The organism is Bacillus sp. MYb209 (assembly GCF_002975175.1).
In the GTDB taxonomy this organism is placed as follows: Bacteria; Bacillota; Bacilli; order Bacillales; family Bacillaceae_G; genus Bacillus_A.
In genome coordinates, this window is the sequence record NZ_PCNZ01000003.1 from 114,858 (window position 1) to 140,689 (window position 25,832).

A 25,832-nucleotide genomic window follows, 5' to 3' on the forward strand; every position below is an offset into this window, starting at 1 on the left:
TTTAATTCATACAAGCTCCTTGTTAAAATTAAAAGTTATTTTCAGATTACAAAAGCACTTAGCTCATTTTGAAACATACACTCTTTACTATAACAGTTATAGAAAGGTGGTATCACTATGCCCCTTATCCCATACAACGAAAGTGACGTTGATTTACTAGCTCGTTTAATTCGTGCTGAGGCTGAAGGTGAAGGTCGGCAAGGCGAACAACTTGTCGGATGTGTTGTAGTAAACCGTGTATTTTGTGATTGCTTAGATTTCAAACAACTTCGATCTGTAAGTGATGCAGTATATCAAAGCCCCGGCGGATTCGAAGCAGTGCAATACGGATATTTTTACCAACGCGCTCGCGATTCAGAAAAAGAAATTGCAAGAAAAGTTTTACAAGGTGAATGGCGCTGGCCAGCACGATGGGCTCTTTGGTATTTCCGTCCAGTTGGAGCTTGTCCGCCTGAATGGTATAATCAGCCGTTTGCAGGGCAATTTAAAAGCCATTGTTTTTACGAACCACGTGGTGATGAATGTCCAAAAATGTATTCACGATAGCAAAAATTAAGCAACGCAAGTACCTATTCTATTGATTGCTTGCGTTGCTTTTAACTGTATTTTAGAAAAGGTTTACCTCCATTTTTATCGAACTTTATATGTATCTTTAATGAATTGAGGTGAAACATATTGCACAGAAATATTGAATTAGTCGTAGATGCAAAAGCAGGTTTAGGTGAAGGTCCTTGCTGGGATGAGAAAAGACAAATATTATATTGGGTTGACATTATGGAGAAGAAATTATGCCTCTACAATCCTGCTAGTAATATGAACCGAGTGATTACTCTCGATCAACAAATCGGTTGTGTCGTTCCATATCTAGATGATGTAGTACTTTTAGCTATGGAAAAAGGCTTTTACTCTCTTAATCTAAATACAGAAAAACTTACACATATATATGATCCTGAGCCACATTTAATAGAAAATCGTTTTAATGACGGGAAATGCGATCCAGCTGGCCGCTTTTGGGCGGGTACTACTGACTTATATGGTATGAGTGGCGCCGGTTCCTTGTATTCTTTAAATAATAATCTCAAAGTAGAGAAAAAAGTGTCACATGTAAATACATCAAACGGCATAGCATGGTCTCCTGACAATACATACCTTTATTTTATTGATACACCTACTAAAAAAGTAGTCCGTTTTCATTATGATATACATACTGGTGTAATTAGCAATCCAACAGATGTTATCATCTTCCCTGAAAATGAAGGTCTACCCGATGGTATGACAATTGATGAAGAAGGCTGTTTATGGATTGCTCATTGGGGAGGCTCGAAGGTTACTAGATGGAATCCCTTGACTGGAGAACGAATTTTAAGTATTCCGATTCCTGCGTTATATGTAACGTCGTGTACATTTGGAGGGCCAAATTTAACCGATTTATATATAACAACAGCCAGAACAAGAATGACGGATCAGGAATTAAAACAGTACCCACATGCTGGTGGTATATTTCGAATTCAAACGAACGTTAAAGGTTGTCCAACATATTCATTTCGCTATGAAAACATTGGAGCTGAAACATTATGAACAGAATCGATTACATAAGACAAGAAGAGAAAAAGTATCACGATCTTTGCTATGAGCAATATAAACTGTTCGAAGTGGGATCTTGGCTTTATAAACCTGTTAAAACAGTTATGGACTTGATGGACTATTTTAAAGGACAGAACAACCTACAAATACTTGACCTTGGCTCTGGTGTCGGTAGAAACAGTGTTCCAATTGCACAAAAAATCATGAATACTGGCGGCACTGTTACTTGTGTTGATCTACTTGATTCGGCTTTAACGAAGTTACGAGTGTACAGCAATGAACATGGTGTAATTGAAGTGATAAAAACAGAACATTCAGCAATTGAAGACTACTATATTGCACCTAATACTTATGACTACATCGTTGCAGTATCAAGTTTAGAACATGTCAAATCAGAAGAAGATTTTAAGAAAGTGCTTCACTCTATGAAATATGGGACAAAGAGTGGCGGTATCAACTGTTTAATAGTCAACTCTAACATTCAAGAGATTGGCTTGGAAACGAATCAAAAATTAGATGCGTTAGTTGAAATTAACCTTCCTACTGAAGAAATGATATGGACACTAAAAAGCGTTTATTCTGAATGGCAAGAAGTAAAAGTTGAAATAAAGAGTTTATCGTATGATATTGTACGTAACGGAAAAAACATTAAATTAAAAACGAATGCGATTACTTATGTCGTTCAAAAATTATAGTATATGCGAGTGGGGACAATCTTTATTTTATCCAGTCACCACTCGCATATTTATGTAAAGTTTATTCCATTTTAATTACAATCTTCCCTCTAGCATGCTGACTTTCACTCAAAATATGAGCTTCTCTAATTCCTTCTTCATTAAACGGAACAACTTTACTAATGATTGGTTTGATTTTTTCTGCCTGAATCAAACCTGATAATTCGTCTAATTGATTTCCACTTGGTTTTAACCATAAAAAACCTGATTTTATTCCCTTTACTTCATGAAGCGGTTCATGGACGATTGAGATTAGAACGCCACCAGATTTAATAACTTGAAAACTTTTTTCTTGTACTTCTCCGCCGATTGTATCTAACACAATATCATAATCTGATAGTAGCTCTTCAAATTTATCTTTTTTATAATCAATAACCAGGTCAGCCCCTAAACGCTTTAAAAATTCTTCATTTTTACTACTTGCAGTTGTCGCGACAAAAGCCCCAAATGATTTCGCGATTTGAATTGCAAAACTTCCTACCCCGCCCGCTCCAGCATGAATTAATACTCGGTCGTTTTCGTTTATTTGTGCATAATCAACAAGACTTTGCCAAGCTGTAAGTCCTGCAAGAGGTATAGATGCTGCTTCTTCAAAATTAAGATTATTAGGCATTTGCGCTACTAAATTTGATTTCACTGTAATGTATTCAGAATAAGAACCTTTCCCTATATTTTCGGGTTTCGTAAATACTTTATCCCCGATTTTAAAACACTGCACATTTTCTCCGACTTCTTCAATTACTCCAGCGACATCTAATCCTAAAATAATTGGAAATGAAAATTGTAACTTTTCTTGTAAGTCTCCCTTTCTTATTTTCCAATCTACAGGATTTACAGATGTTGCGTGTATGCGTATTAATACTTCATTACATTTAACAACCGGCTTTGAAACTTGTCTTTCTTGTAATTCTTCAACACTACCATATTGATTAATAACAATTGCTTTCATTTCCTCCCCCCCTTGCTGTTTATTTTAATAAAAAACAATTATTTTTCAAAATTTTTCGCCTTGAATGACAATAAATATGTTTAGAGGTGATATTTATGCTGCTCTACTAATTAAGCATCATGAGTGCAAAAAACATTTATTTCACTTAAATACAATCTAATTTAAGGCTAATAAACACCCAAAGTTATATTTTCTTTAATTATTAATGAACTTTAAATGAAACGGAGAGTGTACTATGAGTGAACAAGTTTTCAAAGTAAACGGTATTGATATATGTACAGAAAGCTTTGGCAATCCTAATAACCCAGCAATATTATTAATTATGGGAGCTACGTGTTCAATGGTTTATTGGGATGAAGAATTTTGTGAAAGGTTGGCTAGCACAGGAAGGTTTGTCATTCGCTATGATAACCGTGATGTTGGGCGCTCTGTTACATATGAGCCTGGGACTTCCAATTACACTGTAGCAGACATGGCTGAAGATGCAATCGGGGTACTCGATGCGTATCATATTGACAAGGCACACCTTCTGGGCATGTCATTAGGAGGTATGATTGCTCAAATTGCTGCAGTAAAACACCCAGAAAGAATTTTAACCTTAACATTACTAGCAACAAGCGTTATTGGATCTGATAACAATACTCGTGATTTGCCTCCAATGGATGAAAGAATTTTGACACATCATGCTAATGGTGCAAATTTAGATTGGACAAATAAAGATGTTATAGCGAAATATTTAGTTACAGGATCACGTCTACTCTGTGGATCAAAGCGTATATTTGATGAAGCAAGAACTTTGAAACAAGTAAAACAAGAAATAGAGCGAGCTGACAATCTACTAAGTATGTTTAATCACGCTCTTCTTACAGGTGATGATTCTTATGAAGGTATACTTAAATCGATACAAGTACCTGCTTTAATAATTCACGGTACGGACGATACAGCTTTACCACTTGAACATGGACTCGCACTTACCGATGAAATTCCGAATTCAAAGCTATTAACCCTAGAAGGTTCAGGGCATGAGAATCATTACGATGACTGGGATGAAATTATAAATGCAGTTTCAGAACATACATGCAAAATATAAAATTAAGCAACTAATAGAAGGACACAAATTGTATTGCACTCTTCTTTTTATAGAAATTACGATACAATAACAAAAGCCCATCACTTAATCCTTATGTATAGTGATGGGCTCTACCTATATTTTTCTATGTTCAAAAGAATGGACAATCTAACTGATCAACAGATTCCCACGATTTTTTTTTTACGTTTTCGGTGGATTTACTATTTTCTAGTGATACGTTTTTAAATGGATTCATTTCAACTTTTAATAGAGATGACGGTTCTACATATAAAGAAAAAACATGGCTACTTGGCAAGGTTTTTGATACATCAATATCTCCTACTTGTTTAAATAATTGCTGGGCTGCAAAGAAAAAGAAATTAGTTGGATTAGATTGTTTATTAAGCCAAGCAATCATTTCAGGCGATACTGATTTATTAATATTAATTTTCACTCGATCACCACGTTTATATCGCCTAGATCGCATACTTCCACCAACTAACTTATCGTTAAGTTTGTGAACCCTAACTCTTTTTGCTTATGCTCTCTATATTTTGGCGAGCATGTATATACTAATAACCCACGAGCATTGGTAAATAACGGGTTATCTACAAAAATCACATTTTTCAAGCGTCCTTTTTGTTTTAAAATCATTTTCAAGCTATTTTTAATAATAACTGCACCCCCACCATAAATAAATACATATGGATCGTCTTTCATATCATCAATTTTGTTAATAATATCCGTTGCGACACGTGCTGCTAAACCTAAAAACGCTGGTTGTGATTCCTCAACTAACAATGCATTTCTTGGGTGCTTTTCATTTAAATAAATTTGGTTAAATTCTGTAATACTATCAATTGTTTTCGTAGGATATTTCCGATTCCACCTCGTAATAATTTGTAGTAACGTTTCTTTTACACCGTACGATAATCCTTTACTTAATTGCGGACGGAAATTTACCCCTAATGAAACAACTTCTTCCGTTGTCCCCGCGCCAATATCAAAAGACAATAAAGTTTTATCTACAAAATCAATTTCTGAAACTTGATTTTGTTCACATTCTATTTTATGTTTCACAACATTTCCTTCCTCATCATATACAATACCCCACGTCCCAGAAGCGCCTTCAGGTAGACATTTACAAAACTCAATAGAAACATTAATCGTAACATCGCGCCCATTTGGATAATGGAATATGACCTTGTGATTACCCATATACCGTTTCGCATTTTCAGCAGCGATTTCCTGTGTAATAAGTTGCATTGGAAGAGCCACCGATAAATCATAACGAATATTAATATGACTTGAAGTTGGACTTTGACGCATAGCACTTATCGCTAAACCTGAAAGGATTGTAATAACCATTAACTCATCAGTAGATTTATTTGATTTCTTCTCTACTTCAGTACCTTTTAATTGATCTTGAATCACTTTTTCTCCAACGATGTATCGTACGTTATTTAACATTAGCGATGGAGAACTAATGGTCACATCAATGTGATTCTCTAATTCTGACGATGAAACATCACCTTCATCTAACAACCCCGTAGGCTCACCTATATATAAAGAATAAATACTCGGAATAAAAATAGGTTCCTGCCCTTTCACCATTAACTTCAAACCATTATTTCCTGCATCTGCACCAGCTTTTAAAAGAATAGACATAACTACCCCCTAATTTAATCTGACATCCCTTCCAAATATATGCGAGCCCATTCTTTTACATTCAAATGTAATTTAATTTTTTCTTCATCCTTTAAACAAAATATCACAAATATTCATTTCTCGTGTAAAAAGCATTTGACATAAAACTTTTCCAATTTTATACTATGATTGTAAAGAGTTTTTTACAATCGTGGAGGTGCAATTATATATTGAATACTAAAAAGATTATTTTTGTAATCATTGTTTTATCGTTAATCGCGATACTCGGACATGGCGCATACAAATACGCAACTGAAGGTTCAATTTTGGGCGGAACGATTTTCGCTGCTTCTTTAATACTTAGTAATTTAATTAATCATATTACATGGGGAGATCCAAACGGAGTATCGAAAGAAAGTCAAGATGAGATGGGACAACAAATTACATATAAAAGCTTTAAAATCGCGTATTTTGTGCTTGTAGGTGTTATGTTCCTTATATTACTCTGCTCAGAAGGATTTTCTATGGGTTCCAATTTAGATGGTGTAAAAAACCTTCCACTCTTTATTGCACTCTGTTCTTCCTTTCTTATTTTCCCTATTGTTGAACTCATTGTCGCAAAACAATATAAATAAAAAATGTGGTTTTCTATATGCAGAAAACCACATTTTTTATATTCAAATCCCTTCTACTATTGCTTTTAACTTTTTCACAGTCCGCCAGTTCCTTACTGTAGCTGGCGTATGTAATTTTTGAAACTGGTTCATTAGTTTAGAATTCCGAATGCTTTTTTTGAAAAATAAATACACTACTGTTCCTTCGATATGGCAATCTTCTATGTCACTTTTGTACATAAGTAACCGCTTACTGTCTTCTTCAGAAAGTGGATTAGCTAAAAAGGCCACATGTACACTTTCTCCTTCTAATAACGAATGGGTCTCGTAAGGACACTTTTTAATAATATTAATAAATTCATCATTTGCTCTTAACATGACCGGAACATCGAAATCAAAAACGTTCTTAATTTCACATTCAATCCGTTCCTTTAGAAAACTTATATCATCTTCTGATTCAAATACTACATTTCCACTTTGAATATATGTTTTCACTTGTTTTAACCCTATTGATTCAAACAGTTTTTTCAAATCTGCCATTTTGATTACTTTATGTCCACCTACATTAATCCCCCGTAGTAGTGCAATATAAATTGTCATATAATTACCCCTCACGTATTTAAATGCTTAGCAATCGGTTTGTTTTGCACATTTATATTTCTCGGATACTGGCTTTAATTCTTCTAACATAGCATGCATGGACAATATCTCAAACAAAAAAACTTACTACATGATTTTTTTCAAGAGTAAGTTTCTTTTCATTATTTTGCAATAAGTAAATGCAATATTAATTGTTGTCCAATCGGTCCCATTCTTCTATACCCTTTATCTTGAAACCCAACTTTTTCATATAACTTTTGTGCCGGAATATTTTTTTCATTTACAGCAAGAATCACTTCATTTTTTATTGGATAATAATATTTTACAAAGTCTTGTAATAACGCCAATGATTTTTTAGCATATCCCTTCCTTTGTTTATTATGATTAATGGAAAAAGAAGTTAAAAGTATGGCATCCTTATTTTCTGTAAACTCCTGTACTCTGTCACCTGTTTGTAATGCGAATACACCGACAGGTACTCCATTATAATCTAAAATAATAACAACATTTTTAGTTCGATCATTTTTCGCTTTCTCCAGTAATTCACCTGGATTCGCCGTAAATTGAACTTGTTCACTTGGTAAAGTAAATGATTGTATTATCTCTTTATACTGCTCCTTATACGGAACTAATTGTATTTCCCCTGTATGTATGTTCATGCTTAACTCTCCCATTCCTTCAAGTTATTAACTTAAACCTTGCTGTGTTTTAGAATGCACCTTTCCATCCAAAAATGTAATTTCAGCAAATGATTTTGGATCGCTGCCTTTCCAAGCAAAAATTTGTTTAATTTGTGTAGAATGTTCTTCCCCTTCTTCTATGAGTAAATCCCCTTCAAAACCGATTAAATCTTTCACTTCTGTATAAGTCATTCCTTCATTAATATTTGAGAAATGATTTATATTAATGGACTCTTGCTTTTTATTTTCCGTTATAGTAGAAGACGTAGCTGTTTTCTTCTTCACTTCTTTCTTCTGTTCACACGCTGTCATACTAAAACCTATGCATAAAACACCTAATATGAGTGCGCTTTTTTTCATCATAACGGTTGTCCCTCCCCTCATTATTAAACCATATATTCCCTTAAAAATAAACTGAATATTTAATCTTGAAGAAAAATCCCGTACAATTTAGTACGGGATTTTCACTATTTTTTCAAATGGTTATTTGACTGATCTTCTTGTTCTTTTCGTAGTTCTTGTTCTTCATCTTTTGGTAATTGTTTATCATTATCTTTAATCGGATTCGTTTCTCTATTTTCAATCATATCATTTGGAACTTGCGGCATTACTCGGCCAACAATTGCTGCTAGTTCATCAAGTATACCTTCACCAGTTTTACCTTTTTTAATTTGCTTACCTATTTGTTTTAATCTTTCATACGTATCAACATCTGCTACAACGACTGCATTAGCACCATTTGGGTCATTCTTCAAACTTTCTGCTACGGAGTACTTAATTGACTCAACACGAGTTCGATCAAGTTTCGCTTTTACATCAATACCTACAACAGCATATTTCCCCACTACTACCGCTGTCGCATCATTCACACCTGGTACACTTGCAGCTAAAGATGCTAAATGATCAGCAGCTTTTTCGTTTGGCTTATTTGATTTGTTTGTATAATTAACATTTTTCATCGAGACATTTTTTTGTTCTGGCTTTTCATTAGGATTGTCTTTTTTTCCAATGCTACATCCAGTAATGACGAAACAAAGCATTAACATATATATAATGATTTTCATTATTTTCACCACTTTATCATTGATGTTTAATCATAAATTTTTTCAACAGCTTGCATCTTCTTCACTTTTTCTTCTGCACCGCTATTTGCGTTAATGAAAATTTGGTACGTATCTTTCCCTAAAGTACCAATAAATTCATAACAAAGTACTTCATTATGCAAGTCATTTACTACTACAGCTTTACGTTCCTCCATAACTTTTACATCGGGGTTAATTTTCTTTTTCGCCTCAGCAGCAGTTAGCTTCGCACTCGGAATTGTTCGTTTTTGATGCGATGCTAAATATTCCTTTGCAGAAAAACCAACAATCGATCCATCATCTAAAGCAATTTTCATTTGAATTGCTTCTGGATAAATACGCACTCCATTTTCACTTACAACGTACGTAAACACACCGATATTATCATATTGAGAACTATCAAACAGCTCCATATTTGTAAACTTGTGATCCTTTAAAAACGTCAATCCTTTACTTCCTGCATCATTTAAACTAATTTTTTGTTCTTTAATTTCTCGATTATTCATTACCCAAATTGGGTATCCACCTTTCCCAGTAATATCCATGTGAAATTCGTTGTTTGTTGCTGGATCTTTAATTTTCACACTGTAGAAAGATTCTTTTGCGCCTTTTCCGCTTTTCTCAACTTCTACTTTTTCATTTCCTTTTAAATTTAAAAATGATTTTGCGATTTTTGCAGCCTCATCTTTAGAAATCGCTTTACCCTCTGCTTCAAATCCGCCCTTTTTATTTTTTTGTGCACTTGTAAAAGTAGGACCGAAATTAGTAGATGAGTATGACGTTACATTCTTCTCTACTGTTTTTAATCCATCAATAATTGTGTTATCTGCTGGATCTTGATTAGACGCAAGTGCCAGTTCTACATCCATCCAGCGTAAATTATTTTTCAAAACAAGATGTTGCACTTTTCTTAGTTCATCCTGTATATTTCCTGCATTTGAATATAAAGTTTGCAATGTTTTATACTCTTGATCATTTAGCGGTTCTTTTTCTAAATCACGAATCGCTGCACGATAGCTAAAATCACCGATATTCGCTAAAAATTCTTCCGTTTTATTAAATGGCATTAATGTTAATGGTAGTTGACCTACATCAGAACGAGCTTCAGATGTTAAACGCCACACATCTGCTAATGCTGGCGATAGAGACGCACGTGAATTCATCGCAAGTGTTGTCCCGATTTTATCGTGTAATAAGTCAACCTCATACGCTAAATCATGAAACGCGCGCTGATAACTATTTTCCGCTCTAATTAATACTGCATTTTTTTCTTGATGCTCTTTATAGCCCCAATATCCTGTTCCGACTACACCTATTGTTAATAATACAATGATAATACCTCTTAACATGTTTCCACCTCCGCTCTATTTACAGAAAATGTGTTTGCCGATTTTTTTAATTTGTGGACGAGTCCAAATCCATTTGCTTGTCGCAGTATCTGGATTGAAATAATATAGTGCATTCCCTGTTGGATCCCATCCATTGATTGCATCTAATACGGCTTTTTTCGCATTCTCATTTGGCGTTAAATATATTTGTCCATCTGCTACTGCTGTAAAGGCTCTCGGTTCAAAGATTACACCTGAAACGGTATTTGGAAACGATGCACTTGTGACACGATTTAAAATTACCGCAGCCACTGCAACTTGTCCTAAATATGGCTCGCCACGTGACTCTCCGTATACAGCGTTTGCCATTAACTGAATGTCATTTTGAGAATAACCGTTTGGAACATTTGTCCCTTTACTTTGTGGTGGTTTATTTTCTTGTGCAGTACCACCGCTATTCCCTTTATTAGTTGTAGTACCTTTATTAGCGGTCGACTTATCATACTTCGTCGCTTTTACAAGCATTTGCTTCGTTTTAGCACCCGCTAAACCATCAACCGGCAATCCGAATTTTTGCTGAAAGTTTCGAAGTGCCCAATATGTACCCCATCCGAAAACACCATCAACTTTCCCCGTATAAAATCCGTTATATTTCAAACGAGATTGTAATTCAATGACATCTTCTCCAGATGCTCCCCTTTGGATAACTTGATTAGAAAAGGCTTCTACATTTTTGGTTTGTATACTACTTACCATTAAAGATAAGCCAATAAAGGTAAGTAAAACCGCTATCTTCAAAAAACCTTTTTGACGCATATATTTCCCTCCTTAATTACAGTAATGAATTCATGGTTATGTTTTGTAAATGTGAAGCTTTTATGTAAAGAAGACAAAAAAAGCCAAACTTATATGCTTGAAGATATATGCACACAATATAAAAAAAGAGTAAAAGGAGCTTATTATGAAGTATTTCTTCACACGTATAGCATTCTCGATTTTTTTACTAACAACATGTTCAAATATATATACTGGTCCATCTATAGTTCACGCACAGCCGCCCTATGCAAAATGGGGTAAACTGGCCGTTGAAAAAACGAAAGAACAATATCCGAAAGCAGAGATTATTGATTACCTTCATATAGGTAGAAAACCAAAAACTGTTCAAATAACAGTTGAAAAGTTTAAGCTGTGGCTGCGTGAAGGTGGGAAAGAATATGGTGTTTTTGTTGATGTAGAATTCGATACGAAAACAGAGAAATTTTTAAAGATGTCATTTCAGAAAACAAATCGGTAAAATAAAGAAACCTCCGTCTTTACATACAGACAGAGGTTTCTTTATGTACTTTTTACTTAATAAGGAGGATTATTTTTCATATGCAAAGATCGATTCCCTAACATTTTTACTAATCCGCAAATAGCTCCAATTACAACCGCTATTCCGATACTATATAAAAGTACTTTCCCATATCCACCTATTCTCGGATCGAGAAACGGATATGGGTACCAATTAACGAATGGACCGCGCATTAAGCTATAGACAACATATAAAAGCGGGAAAATCAGCCAACTAGTAGCTTGTTTCCACGTGATTGTCTTAGTAGGTGGATTTATAACCCAATCTAAAATCATTGCTAATGGCATGATGTAATGAAGCACAGTATTTATCCACGGTATCGGCGTTTGAAGTGATTCTTCTAATCCCCTTAATAACAAAAAATAAATAAGTCCTGTTGTCAGTATGTAAACTGTAGCTGCACCGCGAAGAACTCCAAACTGCTCGGAACGTCCGAGTGTGGCTGTCCCCAAACTACTTAATAGCAGAATTACCGCCACTAAAATGTTGCTTTCAATTGTGAAGTAACTAAAAAAATTAACTGGATTGAACGGTTTCATTTGTGCTCTTGTAACAAATTGAGTAATAAGTGCACTAAACGCTAGAAGACTTAATAACAGTCTATAAATCGCTATCATTTTTGTACTTCTCATAAAACACCTCCTTCCTCTTCTTATTTATGATTGGAATTCTCTTTTATATGCTCTATAAATAACTTTAATGGTACGAGGCCACGTTTTGGCATGTGACTACTAATTACAGCTACGAGCTCTAACTGCGGAATGATAATAATGTATTGCCCTCCATATCCCATAGCAAAATACATACAATACGGTATGTGAAATCTTTCGTTATTTAATACCCACCAGTGATATCCATATGCCCCGACATGTTCATACGTTTCAAATAGAGCCTCACCTGATTCTTCTAACCATTTCGATGATACAATTTCATTCCCCTTCCAATATCCATTGTGCAAACATACTTTTCCTAACTTTAATAAATCTATAGATTTCATTTTCATACCAAATCCGCCAACATATATACCTTGCGGGTCTTGTTGCCACTCATACTCCGTAATGTTTAACGGCTCAAATAAATACTTTTTCGCGAACTGCTCCGTCGACATTCCAGTTGCTTGTTGAATGATGTAACTAAGTAAGTGAGAAGAACCTGAATTATAATTCATTTTCGTACCCATTTCTTCAATGAGCGGTTTTTCTAAAATGTATTGCACCCAATTGTGTGATTCCACAAAATCATTTGGGAAAACAACCCCATTTCCGAACTCTTGCCAATCTTCTCCTGTTGTCATCGTTAATAAATGATACAGCGTTAGTTCCCTCTTTTTCTCCGGTACATTTGGAATCCATGTTGTGATTTGTGTATGTATATTATTTATAAATCCTTTATCAATTGCGATACCAATTAATATAGATACGATACTTTTTGTAATCGAATTAATTTTAAATAAGTCATTTGCACAGTCTATCATTTTATAGTATTCAGTCGTTAATTCCCCCTTTTGATAAACAAGAAATGTATTAACTTTTTTCTTTTCAAATTTACTTTGTAATTGCTCGAAATTCAAGTAGTCTTCCTCCATCTAAATGATTATGTAATATTTGTTGTTCATCTCGTTCTCTCTATTAAATCATATTTGTTTTTAAAACAAAAAAATAAACTTGCCAGCCTTTATCAGCTGACAAGTTTATTCTTATAATTTCGTTCGAACGTTCCAAAGCTCTGGGAAGAAGCATTGATCAAGCACTCGCTTTAAATAAGATACGCCAGAAGAGCCACCTGTTCCCATTTTATGACCAATAATTCGTTCTACCGTTTTCATATGACGGAAACGCCATTGTTGTAGCCAGTCTTCAATATCGATTAATTTCTCTGCAAGCTGATATAAATCCCAATATTTCTGCACGTCCGCATATACTTCTATCCAAGCCGCTTCTACAGTTGCATCCTCTTCGTAAGGCTGCGTAATATCACGATTTAACACATCTTTATGAATTGGGAATCCTTCTTTAACAAGCGCTTGTATCGCAACGTCATACAAACTTGGTGCATGAAGTGCTTTATGAAGACGAGCATGTAATTCTAGGTCCTTTTCATAAATCTTTAATGCATGTGGTGTTTTATAACCAAGTGCATACTCAATCATTCGATATTGATATGATTGAAAACCTGAAGCCTGACCAAGTGAATCACGGAACTCAATGTATTCTGATGGCGTTAATGTCGCAAGAATATCCCAAGATTGAATAATTTGCGACTGAATTTTTGATACACGTGCTAACATTTTAAATGCAGGTGCTAATTTATCATTTTTAATAGATTCAATTGCTGCATTCAGTTCATGTAAAATTAGTTTCATCCAAAGCTCACTCGCTTGGTGAATAACGATAAATAACATTTCATCATGATGATCTGATAATCTTTGTTGACTAGATAATAAGCTATCTAGCTGTAAATACTCTCCGTACGTCATATTTTCCTTAAAATCAGTGTGAATCCCTTTTTCCATAATTACTTTTTCGTTTTCTTTCATATTAGTCAAACGCCCCTTTTATATATTTCTACTTATATTGGCCTAATAACAGCGCGAACTGGACTCCCATCTGCATCTGTTAATGCAAGTGGTAAGGCAATAAGTTCGTAATCGCCGTCTGCTACGTGATCTAGTACGACATTTTCTAAAATGTGAATTCCGTGTTTAAATAATTGATGATGTGCTGCTAGTTCTTTATCATCTAAAGGATCAACAGAAGGTACATCTACCCCAATTAAACGAATGCCCTTATTTGATAGAAAAGGTGCAATATCAGCACGTAAATACGGGATTTCTTCTGGGAATTCTTGCGCTTTACCATGTGAAGATGTACGTAATAATAATCGCTCTACACCTTCTAAGTTAAATCGTTCTAATTCCTTTTTACCGATACTCTCCAGCCCTGAAACATCGATAACTCGTGCTGCGCCTACATATACGTGTATATCTAAATCTAACACCTTCTTGCCGTCATTATCGAAATGAAAAGGTGCATCAATATGAGTGCCAGTATGGATACTCATCGTTAACTTTCCGACATTTACTGAACCACTGTCCTCTTTTGACCATGAAACCTCATACGAGAACGGTGTATCCCCTGGCCACGTCGCGATATCATTATTTAGCGGTTGTGAAATATCAATCCACTGCGATGTTTTCATGCTTAAGCCACAACCTCTCGCTTATTTTCAAAGTTTTTATATTCTTCCTCTTTCATAACTTTCTTTAAAATTTGTACAGAGTTCCATACTTCCTCATACGTATTGTATAAAGCAACCGGTGCAAGTCTAACTCCATTTGGAGCTCTAAAGTCTGGAATCACTCCATTTGCTTTTAACGCTTTACATATACGTGCCGCCTCAGCATGTTCTAAATAAATATGCCCGCCTCGTTTTTCATCCTCTAGCGGATTTCCGATTGTAAATCCCATATCCTTTAACTCTAATTGAATTAAATCGAGCATATATCTTGTTATATGTAATGATTTTTCACGTAATCTCTCAATGCCAGCTTCTTTAAAAATTTCAAGAGAACCAATTAATGGTGCCGTACTCAATACGTGAGGTGTTCCTATTTGGTACGCCCCAGCATGATCAGCTGCAGTTAATGAATGTTCCATATCAAACTGCTTATCTTTTCTAGAACTAAACCAACCAGATAATCCTGGCAGTCTATTAAAATGTTTTTTATTCACATATAACCCTGCTACACCACCAGGTCCTGCATTTAAATATTTATAATTACACCATACAGCGAAATCAACATCCCACTCGTTAAAATGATGCGGAATAGAGCCGATTGAATGACATAGGTCAAAACCGATATGAATACCACGTTTATGAGCTTCAGCTGTTAATCGCTTCATATCAAGAATCTGTCCGCTTCTATATAGTACAGAAGGCAATAAAATTAAAGCGATATCATCAGTCATCGCATGAATGATATCTTCCTCATTTAATGTTCTACCATCTCTGCTCTTTACTCTCATTAGGTGCTCATCTGGATCTAATCCTTTTAAACGAATTTGACTTTGGAGCGCATATATATCTGATGGGAACGTTAATTCATCAGCAAGAATTTTTGTGCGTATTCCTTTCGGCTCATAAAACGTCGCAATAACTTGGTGTATATTCGTAGTCGTAGAACCAGTTACAATCGTTTCTTCTGGTAAAGCACCAATAAGAGGTGCAGTCAATTCCCCTAGCTGTTCTGATAGGAAGAACCAAGGATGTTCTCCTTCAGTCCATCCATCAATTCCATACTCTTTCCATGAATCTAGCAACGTAAGTAACGATTTCTCTGCTCTTTTTGAAAGCAACCCTAAAGAGTTACCATCTAAATATATTGTTCCTTCTTTTTTATAAAATTCAGTTTGAAAATCTTTCAGTTCATCATGTTTATCACATTCAAGCGCATACTCATAAGTTGGTTGAAATGGTTCTTTATACATGGTGTCACCTTCTTTTAATTTTCTTTTTATTCTAACTAATTGAAATATATCACCTAAGTTGATATAGCGTCAATGATATTATGTCAGTTGACTTTATATACGAACTTCTTTTACAATACAATTATATTTTCAGATATTTCAGTAAAAAGAGGTGATTCCTTGAAAAATTCTACTCTTTCAACAAGAAAACACCGCTCCTTAGAAACAAAAAAGAAACTATTACATTCCGGTTATACTATTTTTATAAAAAACGGATTTCAGAAAACTACAATCACGCAAATTATTAAACATGCAGAAACTGGTTATGGAACAGCATATGTATACTTTAAAAACAAAGATGCTCTCCTCGTCGTTTTGATGGAAGATGTTATGAATCGCTTTTATGATATTGCTGATCGCTCTTTCTCCCCTCAAACAAAGACAGAAGCACACAGTATGATCCAAAGTCAAGTACGTGCTTTTTTACAATTAGCTGAGGAAGAAAGAGCACTATTACAAGTTGTGGAAGAAGCAATAGGAACCTCTGAAGAAATACGTCAAAAATGGAATGAAATCCGAGAACGTTTTGTAATACGTATTATGCAAGATATTACTCATTCCCAAGAAAATGGATTAGCACGAACTGCGTTAAATAAAGAGATTGTCGCACGCGGTTGGTTCTCTATGAATGAAATGTTCCTCTGGACAATTGTGCAAAATGATAAAGAGATAGATTTAGAAGAAATTGTGTATACTTTGACGGAAATGTATAAGACAGGGTTATATAAATAGCACATTATAACCTCAAAAAACCGTTACTCAATATGCTTAGTAACGGTTTATTTTAAATATTTTATTACCGATACAAAAATACAAAATAGCGATGCAAGTAAGAGAATAATCCCCAAATTTTTATTCTCTTTTTCATCTTTCTTAAAATTTTGCACCCCCATACCAGCTAACATAAATCCTAGAAGCAATTGTAGAATAAGCATACTTTGTTTCGAATCATCATTCCAACTATAGATGGAATAGACCATTACAATAATTGCGAGTATGAATGTGGTAATTCTAATCATAAGAACACCTCCTGTTTGATTCTATTGTTTTAACCTACTCACCATTCCAACAATAAACTTATACTCAGCTCTACTTTTTCTTACTTTCTTAAAACCCTCTTTCGTATCTAAAATAAAACAAGTTTTCCGTAACCAAATTCGTACATATAAAGACTCAAAATAAATCGGTTTTATAATTCCTCGCTCCTCAAATTCAGTTCCATCTTTATTTTCAGTTTCCGTTCGAACGAACCACCTATTCCCGATTCCAATTTCAATATACTTCACTTAAGACTCTCCTTTAGGAAATCTTTTTTTCTTAACATTCTATTATTTCCCTGGCAAGCGCATATTCCGACAGAACGTGAGCTCACAAAGAAAAAGTAGATTACAAAAATCTACTTTTATAACTTAAATTTTTGCATTCGTTTATAAAACGTACTACGTGGTACATCTAATAATTTTGCAGCTAATGAAACATTTCCGTTCGTCTTTTGCAACGCTTCCATCATGCTATCGCGCTGTACTTTTTCACGGAAATTTAGCGTATGTTCCTCTTTATTTTCTGTTTGTAATTCAAGTTGGTTTTGATTTCCCATCATCGTTTGTAACAAAAATGATATTTGCTTTTCGCATATTTCCCGTCCTTGCGACAAAATGTAAATGCGTTCTAATACATTTAATAATTCTCTTATATTTCCTGGCCATTTATGTTGTGTAAATTGAATGATAATGCTAGCGGGAAATTGAATATTCCATTGCTTTCGCTCGCAAAAATCTTGTATGAAATACGGGATATCTTCTTTTCTTTCTGATAATGATGGAACGTATATTGGATAAACGTGTAAACGATAATATAAATCTTGACGGAATTCCCCTTCCTCTACTAATCTTAATAAATCTTTATGCGTCGCAGTAATAACACGAATATTTACTGGAATTTCTTTTGAACTCCCAATTGGTGTTACTATTCGTTCTTGTAAAACACGCAAAAGTGCTATTTGCATCTCAGGAGGAACTTCTCCAATTTCATCTAAAAAGATTGTTCCTCCCTCCGCTTGTTCAAACTTACCTTTATATCCTTGCCTGCGTGCTCCTGTGAACGCCCCTTCAGCATAACCGAACAGTTCACTTTCCATCAACTCTTTCGGCAACGAACCGCAGTTAACAGCTATAAAAGGTCCACCTTTCCTTGGGCTATTTTCATGAATTGCTCTAGCGACATATTCCTTCCCCACACCTGTTTCACCACATACATATACACTAGCATCTGTCGGTGAAACAAGCTTAATTTCTTCTAATGTATGTTGAAATAAGTTGCTTGTCCCAATAACTCCAGGAAAAGAAATCCCTTTCATTAATGGAAAAGTAGAATATAAATTCGTTTGTTTATTTCCCTTTAAATAAATACATTTCCCTATCAATCTATCATTACTATATACAGGTATTTCTAATTTAGTTTTCAATCCATTTTGCATTAAATTTTCAAGTTTCATTCGTGACCAATTAGATACTCGTTCGCGAACACTCTTACTCGCAGAAACGATAACATCACGATGGTTACAAATAACAACTTGTTCATCACTGTCAATTACATCTAAAAAGCGGTGAATTAAGTGTAGTTCATTTTGATGTATTTGAATGCTACATTCACGTTCAATCGCATGCGTAATTGAAGTTACCATACCGAGCATATACGGATGTGAAAACTCAATCGGACAAGAGAAATCAAGAACACCAATTAATTTCCCATCATCATTATGAATGGGAGCTGCTGCACAACTCCAGCTATGAGATGCGACAGAATAATGTTCTGTACCAGTTATCATAATGGCCTCTTCAATTGCTAGAGCCGTACCAATAGCGTTTGTCCCAACTGCAGCTTCTGTCCATTTCACGCCTTCTATGAAATTAATATGTTTCGCTCGTTTTAATGTTTGTTTATTTCCACTTAATGAAAGCACATATCCATCTGGATCAATTAATAATGCCATCATTTGCAATTCATCAATTGTTTTCTTCATATTTTGTAAATGAGGTAATGCTATATCAAGAAAAATTTCACTCTTTTGCTTTTGATCTTGAAAAACAACAGAAGTCAAAATATTCTGACCTTTATTCATATGAGGATTTACATTTGCTTGTTTGCATCGATGCCATGACTCTGAAATTCTTTGATTCATACGATCAGAATCTAGAATGCCTTCATCCACAAACTTTTTCCATGTATGTAAGTAAAACGGTGAAGCTAACATAGTATCATCTCCCCTTTAATTATTTGGAGATTTTAAAACATACTTTTATTATAAAACTGGGTAAATGCATTTTCAATACAATTAGAAAGACGACACAAATATGTTAATAATTTGAATATCTTAATGGAGTTCTTTATATTTTTTAAATAAAACTATATTTTGTATAACTGATCCTAGTAAAATACAGAACCAAAACCACTTTATCGGATTATTATAAAAAAAGAATATCACCACTGCAACGATAAATAAAATAGTAGATGCTAAACTAAAATATAATTTCGTTCTAATCCCCATTTGGCTTCACTCCTCTATCATTTTACAGTACATAGTAACTCTTCATTTTTCATCTCTATTATGTACTCTCGTAAAACATATTCTTTCCCGCCATGTTTTTCATACCAATCATGTATTCTTTTAACATGCATTTTATCATTTCTAATTTCCGTTTCAATTTCTTCATAATCTTCATAACTATCATATTCCCATATTGCAAATACTTCAGTCGTACCATCATTATTACCTTTCATCCAGCGCCCTATTAAACGAGAACCGTACTTTAATTGATTTGGTAAATTTGTATCATTGAAATGATTATTAAATATTTCAATGAATTCATTTTTCACTATATAGTATTTCCTTCTGTAAAACATACTTCTTCACCTCTTTTATGAAAAGTACCATTCACCCTACCCATTACAACCGTATTGTAATACTTACCGTCCGACAGCATCTTATCATTTTTCAGAACGCCTTCTACTTCGAAGCCTAATCTTTTATAAAGCTGAATTGCTTTTGCATTTGTTTCTAACACTTGTAACGCTATCTTTTTCACTTCATTTGCATCAGCCCAATTGATAGATTCTTGCAAAAGATTTTTGCCAATCCCATATCCCCAAAACTCTTTTAAAATACAAACGCCAAACTCTACTTTATGAGACAATCTCTTTAAATCAGATCCTTCACATCTTAAAAATCCAACGATACGGTTATGAACTTCCGCAACTAAAAAGATATTTCTCGTCTTTTCACTATCCGTTTTTATTATTTGCTGAAATCCTTTCGTATCTATAAATCCCTCACCTTCTTCTCTATCCATATTTTCAGTTTCTCCATCGATTTGTACTCTTATTTTCGATAGCTGCTCTGCATCATGCTTGGCTGCAGATCTAATCGTATACTCTAGTCCTTTTATACAAAACTCTTTCCCTTTTATAATCATAGTAAACTCCTTTTGTTATTCAGTAGATTGGGCAATCACTATTTTTTTACCTTGATTCTCAAACTCTTGAATTATTTCTTTATGAGCTTCTCCATCTGTAATGATAAGATTAATTTCATTAAGAGACTCTCCTTTTATAAAACACTCGACACCAAGTTTATTATGGGATGCTAAACAAATATTTCTTCGAGCAATTTTGCTTACTGCTTTTCCGAAATAAGCAACTTCTGGTGTTGCAGTACTTATACCATATAATGAAACGCCACCACCTGTAGAAAAATAAAGATCAATAGTAAAACTACTAATCGATTCCGAGGCAAGTGTATCCGTCATATTTCCTGATGGTTTCACCTTGCCACCAATTAAGTACGTATCAATGTTCTCATATTCCCGTAACTTACTAGCTATTTCTATAGAATTCGTAATAACTGTAAATGATGTTTTAGGTAAATATTTTAACATTGCATAATGAATTGAAGCCCCACCAATAAAAACAGAATCTCCTTCTTGTATATAAGATGTAGCAACTTTAGCAATTGATTCTTCGTATATTGAACTATCACTATAACGCTTAAATGGTTCAGCAGCTAAGTTTCTCACTCGCGTAAGTTCAATTGCTCCCCCATGTGTCCTTTTTAACAAACCATCCTTCTCCATAATAGAAAAATCTCTTCTTATAGAATCGATAGACATATCAAATATTTCTGCAAGATCTTTTGCGATTACTCTTCCGTCTTTTTTAAGTAGCTCTAAAATTTTCTCTCTACGCTCTTCTGTGAACATGTTCTCACCACCGTTATTGAAGATTCAGAAATTTAATCCTTCTCATTCAATTATATGCATGTTTTTTCTGTTTTACAATATTTTCAATTCTTATTCTTCCAGCTTTATGCAAGTTTTTTCTTCTTTCTATTTAATTAATTTCAATACCAAATACATGCATATTTGCATATTCCACAAAAAGACTTCCATTTATTTTCCTGTTGATGTAAAATTATTCCTATGTTTTACTTTTTAATATAGAAAGGAATTACTATGAAATCTTTAATTAAAGTAACATGTACAGCATTAATATTTACAGGAATAATGGCAGGATGTAATGGTAGTACTACACCAAAACAAGAGAAGAGCGCTCTCGAAAAGAATGCAATGCACTATGGGGAAATAGTTAAAAACGAATACTATAGAGCAACAGTTGAAAATGCAAAATTTGAAAAAATAGACAAAGAATGGCGCCTTACAACTCGTGTTATGATTAATAATGTCCGAGCCGACGGACAAACAATTGATCTTTCAGAGATAAAATATTTCATAAAAGATGAAAAAACTGGTCAAAAATATGAAGGTGAAGTTCATTCAGTAGATGATGAGAAATATAAAAATGTTCCACTCGAATTCTCTTTAACTACTGACGTTGTATTTGAAATGAAAACTTCACCTAAAGATTTAAATAATATGTATTTGTATATAGATAGTAAAGTTGCTCCATTAACAAATACATATTGGAAGCTTGATAATTTAGTATCTAAATAAAAATACCAGTCTTAAATGACTGGTATTTTTACATTCAAGCATTCAACTTTCACCAACATTTACACTGATTTTCTAATAACAACTTGAATAACATGAGCTAAACCAGTATGTCCTTTCCCTTCAATTCGCTCTTGTTCTCCATTAAAGAAATGAATTACCTCATGTTCTTCACACCAAGTAAGAATATCAATTGGATCATACAGCATATCAATATCTTTTGGCCCGCCAGTACCATAATTTAATTGCTGTTTCAAGTAAACTTCAATCATTATTAACCCACCAGGCTTTATCGTATGAATCATTTTATTTAATATCATTCTTTGATTATCAGTATGAAAATGTCCAAATACCATAATTGCCGCATCGAATTCATTAGCTGGCAAACTATCAGCTAATAAATCTACCTTTTTTGTATGCACTTTTACGTTATGCTTCGCGGCTAATTTTTTTGTTTTTTCTAATCCACCTTCCGAATAATCAATAGCTGTTACTTCGTGTCCTTGTCTTGCTAGAAAAATAGCATTTCTACCTTCTCCCTCTGCGAAAGCTATTACTTTATTGTGATTTACCAAACGAAATGCTTGTTCTTGAATAAATATATTAGGTTCTTCCCCATAAAAATATTCATTCGATTTAAATCGATCATCCCAAAAATTATTCATCTTCTTCTCCTCCTTCTAAATTCTAGTTAGAACCGCTCATCTGTAATATCGCTATTAATTGCTATCGCTGATTTATTTCCCTGTGATGCAGCAATACTTAATGAAGATGGCCCTTGAGTAATTGTTTCTCCTGCTAAGTAAATATTCTTTTCTGAAGTACGACCAAAATCATCTATTACAAAAGTTTCATTACTTTGCAGTTCACAACCAAGTTGTTCTATAAATCGATTTGGCCTACAGAAAGAAGGTACTATAAATCCTCCAGATCTTTCGATATGCAAACCTGAACGAAACTTTACTTGGTTTAAATAACCTTCTTCACCATGTAGTGCATGAATAGGCTCTGTAATAACTCTTATATTTTTATTACACAGTTCATCCATAGTAGGCTTACTTAACTCATTACCATTTGTTGCGATTACTAAATCTGTAGACCAGTTATAAACTAATTTTGTCATATGCAACGTATAATCTTCATTTTCAGAAATAATAATGAGAGGTTGATCTTTTAATTCCCATCCATCACAATACGGACAACTAAATAAACTTTTTCCATAGAATTCCCGTACATCAGGGATGGATGGGAATTCTTCCTGTATACCCGTTGCTAATAAAACTCTTTCCGCTACATATTTTGTATGATCCGATGTCACAATCTCAAATAAACCAGTAGATTTCTTCGTTATCGTTGAAACTGTTTTTTTATAATAATGAACCGATGGATACTTCTTCAAATCGTTTAACCCTAATTCCTTAAACTCTTCTGGTTTAATCCCATCACGTGTAATAAATCCGTGAGACTTTCGTGTTACACGATTCCTATTCGTTCTATTATCAAATAACGCTATTTGTTTACGAGCTCTCCCTAAAACTAAACTTGCATTAATTCCTGCTGGACCAGCACCTATAACAGCACAATCAATAAATTTCATAAATAAAAACCCTCCAATAATTAACATTTATATTAAAGATATTAAAGAGTGTTATTATCTTTAATATTATTAAAAAATAAAAGCGGATCAAAAATCCACCGTTATTTTCTTCGTAAGATCTGCTATTTTTTGATTTCTTAGCTCTTCTTCCATTTTCCCCTCTGCTTCAAGCATTACTTCATTTATTACACATCCAGGTTCATGATGCAAACAACATTCAAATAATGATGTTTTCCCTTCAATAGCATGTATAATATCTAAAAAAGAGATATCTTCCCAATTACTGCTAAGTGAATAACCACCTTTAGGTCCTGAGGATGAATGAATCACGCCTTCCTTAGTCAACTTTGTTAATATTTTTGACAAGTACGTAGGTGAAACTTTTTGCATTTCTGCTAATTGATGAACACTAACGAGTTTATTTGGTGTAGCCTTTGCAAGAAAAAGCATTGTATGAAGAGCATAATTTGTAGCTTTAGAATATTTCATATTGTAGACTCCTATTGTAGACTTCGTGTATCTACAATAACTTTATTTTTTTATCGTGTCAAACATTTGTAATGCACCAAGGGTTATCCCTTTTCGATTTGTACATCCTCTGCACAAATTATCACCTCTTTAAATGGACAATCAAATAAAATACCCAATTCAAAACCATCTTCAGTAAGCTCTATTTCATGATAAAGCCACCAAGCACCTTCAAAATTTTCCGGCATAAAACATTTCGTCACACCTGTAAAAGTTACTTGAAGTTTATCGAAATCGCTAAAAGTACCACTATAATCCAAAAATATAGTTAGTGTATCTTTTGATGTTCTCTCTGTTGAAAGAACCACACTATCATGTAGAGAGAACTCAGGAAGTTGAACGACATTTGACGGAAGATTTTTCTTAATAAAATTAAAGTGTTCTATATAGGATTGATCTAAATGAGTTATTCTTTTCTCGTAATCCTCGTTCCACTCCAGCAAAAATTTCTTTAATTCATCGGGCAGACATTCTGAATTAATTGTGTTGTTATGAATATACGGATGCAGTGACTCAGGAAGAAACTTTAATAATTCTTCTTTCCTTTCTTCCACCTCTTCTTTCAAACTTTGTTTATAATCTTGCTCCATCTTTTCCCATTCTTCTATCGACTCTATGAATTTTACACATCCTGAAATTTGCATTTCTTTATACCGATCTTTTGTGAAATATTTCAAAAACATCTCTCCTAAAATATATTTATATCCAGAAAAAGTAATTAATCTATTTATTATATCATTCTAATAACTGTTTTTTCTAAAAAGAAAATGTAAAACTGTAAATATTCTGTTTATTATTTCTAAAACTTCAGAATATTTACAAAAATATAAAACTAGATTACATTTTACTTGTACAAGATTTTCCTGTACAAAAATCTAAACAAAAAGGGATGGTTATATGTTGAAGAAATTAGTAGCAGGGACATTAGTAGCAGGTTTTGCATTAACTGGAGGATTAGGAGTAGTAAGTGCTGCAGAAAAAGATAATACAATTAAATCATTTGATTATTTAAAAGTTGATGAAAAGAATGTTAATTCATTCACAAAATTAAGCGATCAATCAAAAAAAGACATCCAAATTACTATGGTACTACCTAAGCAAAATGAAAATGGAGATTGGTTAGCTTATGGCTTTACTAGCAGAGAAACATTGAATGCTTTTATTGAAAAGGATAAAAAGGCACTTAAAAATCAAATTAACCCTTTAGGTAGTGGTGCTGGTAGTACCGATTTTTATGAGCATCAAAATAAAGGTGGACAGTATATTTATTGGAGCAGCGGCTTTAAAAACCTACCTTCTAGCTGGAACGACAGAATTTCTTCTGTAAGTACAGCTTCACCTTCTGCAAGTTATTCAACAACGCTATGGGAACATTCTTCAACTCAAGGATATGGAAAAGGTGTCTCCTTTAGACACTCTGATTGGTATGGTCAAACTGCTAATTTAGCTACGGATTGGAACGATATAACTTCAGCAATTGAAATCAAATAGTAACAGGGCATTTCAATTGAATAGGTGGAACTATATTTTTATATAGT

At 33.9% G+C, this 25,832-nt stretch carries 34 protein-coding genes; 9 read left to right on the forward strand and 25 right to left on the reverse strand.

Annotated features, from left to right (window positions below; translation table 11 throughout):
* Positions 1–117 precede the first annotated feature (117 nt).
* The 3 genes from CQZ94_RS07500 (at position 118) to CQZ94_RS07510 (ending at position 2,279) form a co-directional block, all read left to right on the forward strand.
* Positions 118–546 carry a cell wall hydrolase gene (locus tag CQZ94_RS07500; RefSeq protein WP_105584869.1) on the forward strand — a complete coding sequence of 143 codons (429 nt, stop codon included), beginning with the start codon at positions 118–120 and terminating at the stop codon, positions 544–546.
* 129 nt (positions 547–675) lie between these two features.
* Entirely contained in the window at positions 676–1,578 is a 903-nt protein-coding gene (locus tag CQZ94_RS07505) for an SMP-30/gluconolactonase/LRE family protein (RefSeq protein ID WP_105584870.1), read from the forward strand.
* Complete coding sequence (locus tag CQZ94_RS07510) at positions 1,575–2,279, forward strand: class I SAM-dependent methyltransferase (RefSeq protein ID WP_105584871.1); 705 nt, start codon at positions 1,575–1,577, stop codon at positions 2,277–2,279. The genes CQZ94_RS07505 and CQZ94_RS07510 overlap by 4 nt, the downstream gene beginning before the upstream one ends.
* Positions 2,280–2,340: 61 nt before the next feature.
* On the opposite strand, the gene CQZ94_RS07515 is transcribed toward CQZ94_RS07510, so the two are convergent.
* Positions 2,341–3,267 carry an NADP-dependent oxidoreductase gene (locus tag CQZ94_RS07515; RefSeq protein WP_105584872.1) on the reverse strand — a complete coding sequence of 309 codons (927 nt, stop codon included), beginning with the start codon at positions 3,265–3,267 and terminating at the stop codon, positions 2,341–2,343.
* A 235-nt stretch (positions 3,268–3,502) separates the two neighbouring features.
* Here CQZ94_RS07515 and mleBCA point away from each other — a divergent pair, with 235 nt between their 5' ends.
* The gene (mleBCA, locus tag CQZ94_RS07520) at positions 3,503–4,357 is read left to right on the forward strand and encodes a BCA family alpha/beta fold macrolide esterase (protein WP_105584873.1); all 855 of its coding nucleotides are present in this window, start codon (positions 3,503–3,505) and stop codon (positions 4,355–4,357) included.
* A gap of 130 nt (positions 4,358–4,487) precedes the next feature.
* Here mleBCA and CQZ94_RS07525 read toward each other — a convergent pair whose 3' ends face one another.
* Positions 4,488–4,823 (reverse strand): hypothetical protein, encoded by a 336-nt coding sequence (locus tag CQZ94_RS07525; RefSeq protein WP_105584874.1) that lies wholly within the window; start codon positions 4,821–4,823, stop codon positions 4,488–4,490.
* A gap of 11 nt (positions 4,824–4,834) precedes the next feature.
* The gene (locus CQZ94_RS07530; RefSeq protein WP_105584875.1) at positions 4,835–6,004 is read right to left on the reverse strand and encodes a ParM/StbA family protein; all 1,170 of its coding nucleotides are present in this window, start codon (positions 6,002–6,004) and stop codon (positions 4,835–4,837) included.
* Positions 6,005–6,213: 209 nt separating this feature from the next.
* On the opposite strand from CQZ94_RS07530, the gene CQZ94_RS07535 reads away from it, so the two are divergent.
* Complete coding sequence (locus CQZ94_RS07535) at positions 6,214–6,618, forward strand: hypothetical protein (RefSeq protein WP_002110239.1); 405 nt, start codon at positions 6,214–6,216, stop codon at positions 6,616–6,618.
* A gap of 42 nt (positions 6,619–6,660) precedes the next feature.
* Here the strand turns inward: CQZ94_RS07535 and CQZ94_RS07540 are convergent, their stop codons facing one another.
* The 6 genes from CQZ94_RS07540 to sleB form a co-directional block, all read right to left on the reverse strand.
* Entirely contained in the window at positions 6,661–7,197 is a 537-nt protein-coding gene (locus CQZ94_RS07540) for a DUF1697 domain-containing protein (protein ID WP_105584876.1), read from the reverse strand.
* Positions 7,198–7,358: 161 nt separating this feature from the next.
* Positions 7,359–7,856, reverse strand: coding sequence for a GNAT family N-acetyltransferase (locus CQZ94_RS07545; protein ID WP_105584877.1), 498 nt, complete (start codon positions 7,854–7,856; stop codon positions 7,359–7,361).
* 27 nt (positions 7,857–7,883) lie between these two features.
* Entirely contained in the window at positions 7,884–8,240 is a 357-nt protein-coding gene (locus CQZ94_RS07550) for a hypothetical protein (protein ID WP_105584878.1), read from the reverse strand.
* A gap of 104 nt (positions 8,241–8,344) precedes the next feature.
* The gene (locus tag CQZ94_RS07555) at positions 8,345–8,941 is read right to left on the reverse strand and encodes a YhcN/YlaJ family sporulation lipoprotein (protein WP_070143265.1); all 597 of its coding nucleotides are present in this window, start codon (positions 8,939–8,941) and stop codon (positions 8,345–8,347) included.
* A 26-nt stretch (positions 8,942–8,967) separates the two neighbouring features.
* Positions 8,968–10,308: a germination protein YpeB gene (ypeB, locus tag CQZ94_RS07560; protein ID WP_105584879.1), complete on the reverse strand. Its 1,341-nt coding sequence runs from the start codon at positions 10,306–10,308 to the stop codon at positions 8,968–8,970.
* Between the two features lie 15 nt (positions 10,309–10,323).
* Complete coding sequence (sleB, locus tag CQZ94_RS07565) at positions 10,324–11,103, reverse strand: spore cortex-lytic enzyme (protein ID WP_105584880.1); 780 nt, start codon at positions 11,101–11,103, stop codon at positions 10,324–10,326.
* Between the two features lie 145 nt (positions 11,104–11,248).
* On the opposite strand from sleB, the gene CQZ94_RS07570 reads away from it, so the two are divergent.
* On the forward strand, positions 11,249–11,581 hold the full coding sequence (locus tag CQZ94_RS07570) for a DUF3889 domain-containing protein (protein ID WP_105584881.1): 333 nt from the start codon (positions 11,249–11,251) through the stop codon (positions 11,579–11,581).
* A gap of 56 nt (positions 11,582–11,637) precedes the next feature.
* Here the strand turns inward: CQZ94_RS07570 and CQZ94_RS07575 are convergent, their stop codons facing one another.
* The 5 genes from CQZ94_RS07575 to kynU all read right to left on the reverse strand — a co-directional run bounded on the left by CQZ94_RS07575 (position 11,638) and on the right by kynU (position 16,128).
* A complete protein-coding gene (locus CQZ94_RS07575) occupies positions 11,638–12,273 on the reverse strand; it encodes a Pr6Pr family membrane protein (protein ID WP_105584882.1) in 636 nt (211 codons plus the stop codon).
* A gap of 20 nt (positions 12,274–12,293) precedes the next feature.
* A complete protein-coding gene (locus CQZ94_RS07580; RefSeq protein WP_105584883.1) occupies positions 12,294–13,211 on the reverse strand; it encodes a serine hydrolase domain-containing protein in 918 nt (305 codons plus the stop codon).
* 126 nt (positions 13,212–13,337) lie between these two features.
* Entirely contained in the window at positions 13,338–14,177 is an 840-nt protein-coding gene (kynA, locus tag CQZ94_RS07585; RefSeq protein ID WP_105584884.1) for a tryptophan 2,3-dioxygenase, read from the reverse strand.
* A 32-nt stretch (positions 14,178–14,209) separates the two neighbouring features.
* Positions 14,210–14,839: an arylformamidase gene (kynB, locus tag CQZ94_RS07590; RefSeq protein ID WP_105584885.1), complete on the reverse strand. Its 630-nt coding sequence runs from the start codon at positions 14,837–14,839 to the stop codon at positions 14,210–14,212.
* Between the two features lie 2 nt (positions 14,840–14,841).
* Complete coding sequence (kynU, locus tag CQZ94_RS07595; RefSeq protein ID WP_105584886.1) at positions 14,842–16,128, reverse strand: kynureninase; 1,287 nt, start codon at positions 16,126–16,128, stop codon at positions 14,842–14,844.
* 159 nt (positions 16,129–16,287) lie between these two features.
* Between kynU and CQZ94_RS07600 the strand changes: the two genes are divergently transcribed.
* Positions 16,288–16,899, forward strand: a complete 612-nt coding sequence (locus tag CQZ94_RS07600) for a TetR/AcrR family transcriptional regulator (RefSeq protein WP_105584887.1) — start codon at positions 16,288–16,290, stop codon at positions 16,897–16,899.
* Between the two features lie 47 nt (positions 16,900–16,946).
* On the opposite strand, the gene CQZ94_RS07605 is transcribed toward CQZ94_RS07600, so the two are convergent.
* The 7 genes from CQZ94_RS07605 to CQZ94_RS07630 form a co-directional block, all read right to left on the reverse strand.
* On the reverse strand, positions 16,947–17,186 hold the full coding sequence (locus CQZ94_RS07605) for a YczI family protein (RefSeq protein WP_105584888.1): 240 nt from the start codon (positions 17,184–17,186) through the stop codon (positions 16,947–16,949).
* A gap of 21 nt (positions 17,187–17,207) precedes the next feature.
* A complete protein-coding gene (locus tag CQZ94_RS07610) occupies positions 17,208–17,453 on the reverse strand; it encodes a DUF3977 family protein (RefSeq protein ID WP_105584889.1) in 246 nt (81 codons plus the stop codon).
* Between the two features lie 116 nt (positions 17,454–17,569).
* Positions 17,570–19,420 carry a sigma-54-dependent Fis family transcriptional regulator gene (locus CQZ94_RS07615; protein ID WP_105584890.1) on the reverse strand — a complete coding sequence of 617 codons (1,851 nt, stop codon included), beginning with the start codon at positions 19,418–19,420 and terminating at the stop codon, positions 17,570–17,572.
* A gap of 120 nt (positions 19,421–19,540) precedes the next feature.
* Positions 19,541–19,714, reverse strand: a complete 174-nt coding sequence (locus tag CQZ94_RS31140) for a hypothetical protein (RefSeq protein ID WP_181149450.1) — start codon at positions 19,712–19,714, stop codon at positions 19,541–19,543.
* 17 nt (positions 19,715–19,731) lie between these two features.
* Positions 19,732–20,070 (reverse strand): NIPSNAP family protein, encoded by a 339-nt coding sequence (locus CQZ94_RS07620; protein ID WP_105584891.1) that lies wholly within the window; start codon positions 20,068–20,070, stop codon positions 19,732–19,734.
* Positions 20,043–20,639, reverse strand: a complete 597-nt coding sequence (locus CQZ94_RS07625; protein WP_105584892.1) for a GNAT family N-acetyltransferase — start codon at positions 20,637–20,639, stop codon at positions 20,043–20,045. Before CQZ94_RS07625 ends, CQZ94_RS07620 begins: the two co-directional genes overlap by 28 nt.
* 15 nt (positions 20,640–20,654) lie before the next feature.
* Positions 20,655–21,422: a DeoR/GlpR family DNA-binding transcription regulator gene (locus CQZ94_RS07630; protein WP_105584893.1), complete on the reverse strand. Its 768-nt coding sequence runs from the start codon at positions 21,420–21,422 to the stop codon at positions 20,655–20,657.
* Between the two features lie 252 nt (positions 21,423–21,674).
* Here CQZ94_RS07630 and CQZ94_RS07635 point away from each other — a divergent pair, with 252 nt between their 5' ends.
* Positions 21,675–22,172 (forward strand): hypothetical protein, encoded by a 498-nt coding sequence (locus CQZ94_RS07635; protein ID WP_105584894.1) that lies wholly within the window; start codon positions 21,675–21,677, stop codon positions 22,170–22,172.
* Between the two features lie 59 nt (positions 22,173–22,231).
* Here the strand turns inward: CQZ94_RS07635 and CQZ94_RS07640 are convergent, their stop codons facing one another.
* The 4 genes from CQZ94_RS07640 to CQZ94_RS07655 form a co-directional block, all read right to left on the reverse strand.
* On the reverse strand, positions 22,232–22,834 hold the full coding sequence (locus CQZ94_RS07640; protein WP_105584895.1) for a class I SAM-dependent methyltransferase: 603 nt from the start codon (positions 22,832–22,834) through the stop codon (positions 22,232–22,234).
* 26 nt (positions 22,835–22,860) lie between these two features.
* Positions 22,861–23,766, reverse strand: a complete 906-nt coding sequence (locus CQZ94_RS07645) for an NAD(P)/FAD-dependent oxidoreductase (protein WP_105584896.1) — start codon at positions 23,764–23,766, stop codon at positions 22,861–22,863.
* 87 nt (positions 23,767–23,853) lie between these two features.
* The gene (locus tag CQZ94_RS07650; protein WP_105584897.1) at positions 23,854–24,255 is read right to left on the reverse strand and encodes an Rrf2 family transcriptional regulator; all 402 of its coding nucleotides are present in this window, start codon (positions 24,253–24,255) and stop codon (positions 23,854–23,856) included.
* An 83-nt stretch (positions 24,256–24,338) separates the two neighbouring features.
* On the reverse strand, positions 24,339–24,971 hold the full coding sequence (locus CQZ94_RS07655) for a DUF4085 family protein (RefSeq protein ID WP_105584898.1): 633 nt from the start codon (positions 24,969–24,971) through the stop codon (positions 24,339–24,341).
* A gap of 220 nt (positions 24,972–25,191) precedes the next feature.
* On the opposite strand from CQZ94_RS07655, the gene CQZ94_RS07660 reads away from it, so the two are divergent.
* Positions 25,192–25,785 (forward strand): hypothetical protein, encoded by a 594-nt coding sequence (locus tag CQZ94_RS07660; RefSeq protein ID WP_105584899.1) that lies wholly within the window; start codon positions 25,192–25,194, stop codon positions 25,783–25,785.
* Positions 25,786–25,832 lie beyond the last annotated feature (47 nt).

Bases quoted from the DNA above. Each gene is read 5' to 3' on its own strand.
- CQZ94_RS07500 (WP_105584869.1), top strand. From the start codon at position 118: ATGCCCCTTATCCCATACAACGAAAGTGACGTTGATTTACTAGCTCGT.
- CQZ94_RS07510 (WP_105584871.1), top strand. From the start codon at position 1,575: ATGAACAGAATCGATTACATAAGACAAGAAGAGAAAAAGTATCACGAT.
- CQZ94_RS07515 (WP_105584872.1), bottom strand. From the start codon at position 3,267: ATGAAAGCAATTGTTATTAATCAATATGGTAGTGTTGAAGAATTACAA.
- mleBCA (WP_105584873.1), top strand. From the start codon at position 3,503: ATGAGTGAACAAGTTTTCAAAGTAAACGGTATTGATATATGTACAGAA.
- CQZ94_RS07525 (WP_105584874.1), bottom strand. From the start codon at position 4,823: ATGCGATCTAGGCGATATAAACGTGGTGATCGAGTGAAAATTAATATT.
- CQZ94_RS07530 (WP_105584875.1), bottom strand. From the start codon at position 6,004: ATGTCTATTCTTTTAAAAGCTGGTGCAGATGCAGGAAATAATGGTTTG.
- CQZ94_RS07540 (WP_105584876.1), bottom strand. From the start codon at position 7,197: ATGACAATTTATATTGCACTACTACGGGGGATTAATGTAGGTGGACAT.
- CQZ94_RS07545 (WP_105584877.1), bottom strand. From the start codon at position 7,856: ATGAACATACATACAGGGGAAATACAATTAGTTCCGTATAAGGAGCAG.
- CQZ94_RS07550 (WP_105584878.1), bottom strand. From the start codon at position 8,240: ATGATGAAAAAAAGCGCACTCATATTAGGTGTTTTATGCATAGGTTTT.
- CQZ94_RS07555 (WP_070143265.1), bottom strand. From the start codon at position 8,941: ATGAAAATCATTATATATATGTTAATGCTTTGTTTCGTCATTACTGGA.
- ypeB (WP_105584879.1), bottom strand. From the start codon at position 10,308: ATGTTAAGAGGTATTATCATTGTATTATTAACAATAGGTGTAGTCGGA.
- sleB (WP_105584880.1), bottom strand. From the start codon at position 11,103: ATGCGTCAAAAAGGTTTTTTGAAGATAGCGGTTTTACTTACCTTTATT.
- CQZ94_RS07570 (WP_105584881.1), top strand. From the start codon at position 11,249: ATGAAGTATTTCTTCACACGTATAGCATTCTCGATTTTTTTACTAACA.
- CQZ94_RS07575 (WP_105584882.1), bottom strand. From the start codon at position 12,273: ATGAGAAGTACAAAAATGATAGCGATTTATAGACTGTTATTAAGTCTT.
- kynA (WP_105584884.1), bottom strand. From the start codon at position 14,177: ATGAAAGAAAACGAAAAAGTAATTATGGAAAAAGGGATTCACACTGAT.
- kynB (WP_105584885.1), bottom strand. From the start codon at position 14,839: ATGAAAACATCGCAGTGGATTGATATTTCACAACCGCTAAATAATGAT.
- kynU (WP_105584886.1), bottom strand. From the start codon at position 16,128: ATGTATAAAGAACCATTTCAACCAACTTATGAGTATGCGCTTGAATGT.
- CQZ94_RS07605 (WP_105584888.1), bottom strand. From the start codon at position 17,186: ATGATTAGAATTACCACATTCATACTCGCAATTATTGTAATGGTCTAT.
- CQZ94_RS07615 (WP_105584890.1), bottom strand. From the start codon at position 19,420: ATGTTAGCTTCACCGTTTTACTTACATACATGGAAAAAGTTTGTGGAT.
- CQZ94_RS31140 (WP_181149450.1), bottom strand. From the start codon at position 19,714: ATGGGGATTAGAACGAAATTATATTTTAGTTTAGCATCTACTATTTTA.
- CQZ94_RS07620 (WP_105584891.1), bottom strand. From the start codon at position 20,070: ATGTTTTACAGAAGGAAATACTATATAGTGAAAAATGAATTCATTGAA.
- CQZ94_RS07625 (WP_105584892.1), bottom strand. From the start codon at position 20,639: ATGATTATAAAAGGGAAAGAGTTTTGTATAAAAGGACTAGAGTATACG.
- CQZ94_RS07630 (WP_105584893.1), bottom strand. From the start codon at position 21,422: ATGTTCACAGAAGAGCGTAGAGAGAAAATTTTAGAGCTACTTAAAAAA.
- CQZ94_RS07635 (WP_105584894.1), top strand. From the start codon at position 21,675: ATGAAATCTTTAATTAAAGTAACATGTACAGCATTAATATTTACAGGA.
- CQZ94_RS07640 (WP_105584895.1), bottom strand. From the start codon at position 22,834: ATGAATAATTTTTGGGATGATCGATTTAAATCGAATGAATATTTTTAT.
- CQZ94_RS07645 (WP_105584896.1), bottom strand. From the start codon at position 23,766: ATGAAATTTATTGATTGTGCTGTTATAGGTGCTGGTCCAGCAGGAATT.
- CQZ94_RS07650 (WP_105584897.1), bottom strand. From the start codon at position 24,255: ATGAAATATTCTAAAGCTACAAATTATGCTCTTCATACAATGCTTTTT.
- CQZ94_RS07660 (WP_105584899.1), top strand. From the start codon at position 25,192: ATGTTGAAGAAATTAGTAGCAGGGACATTAGTAGCAGGTTTTGCATTA.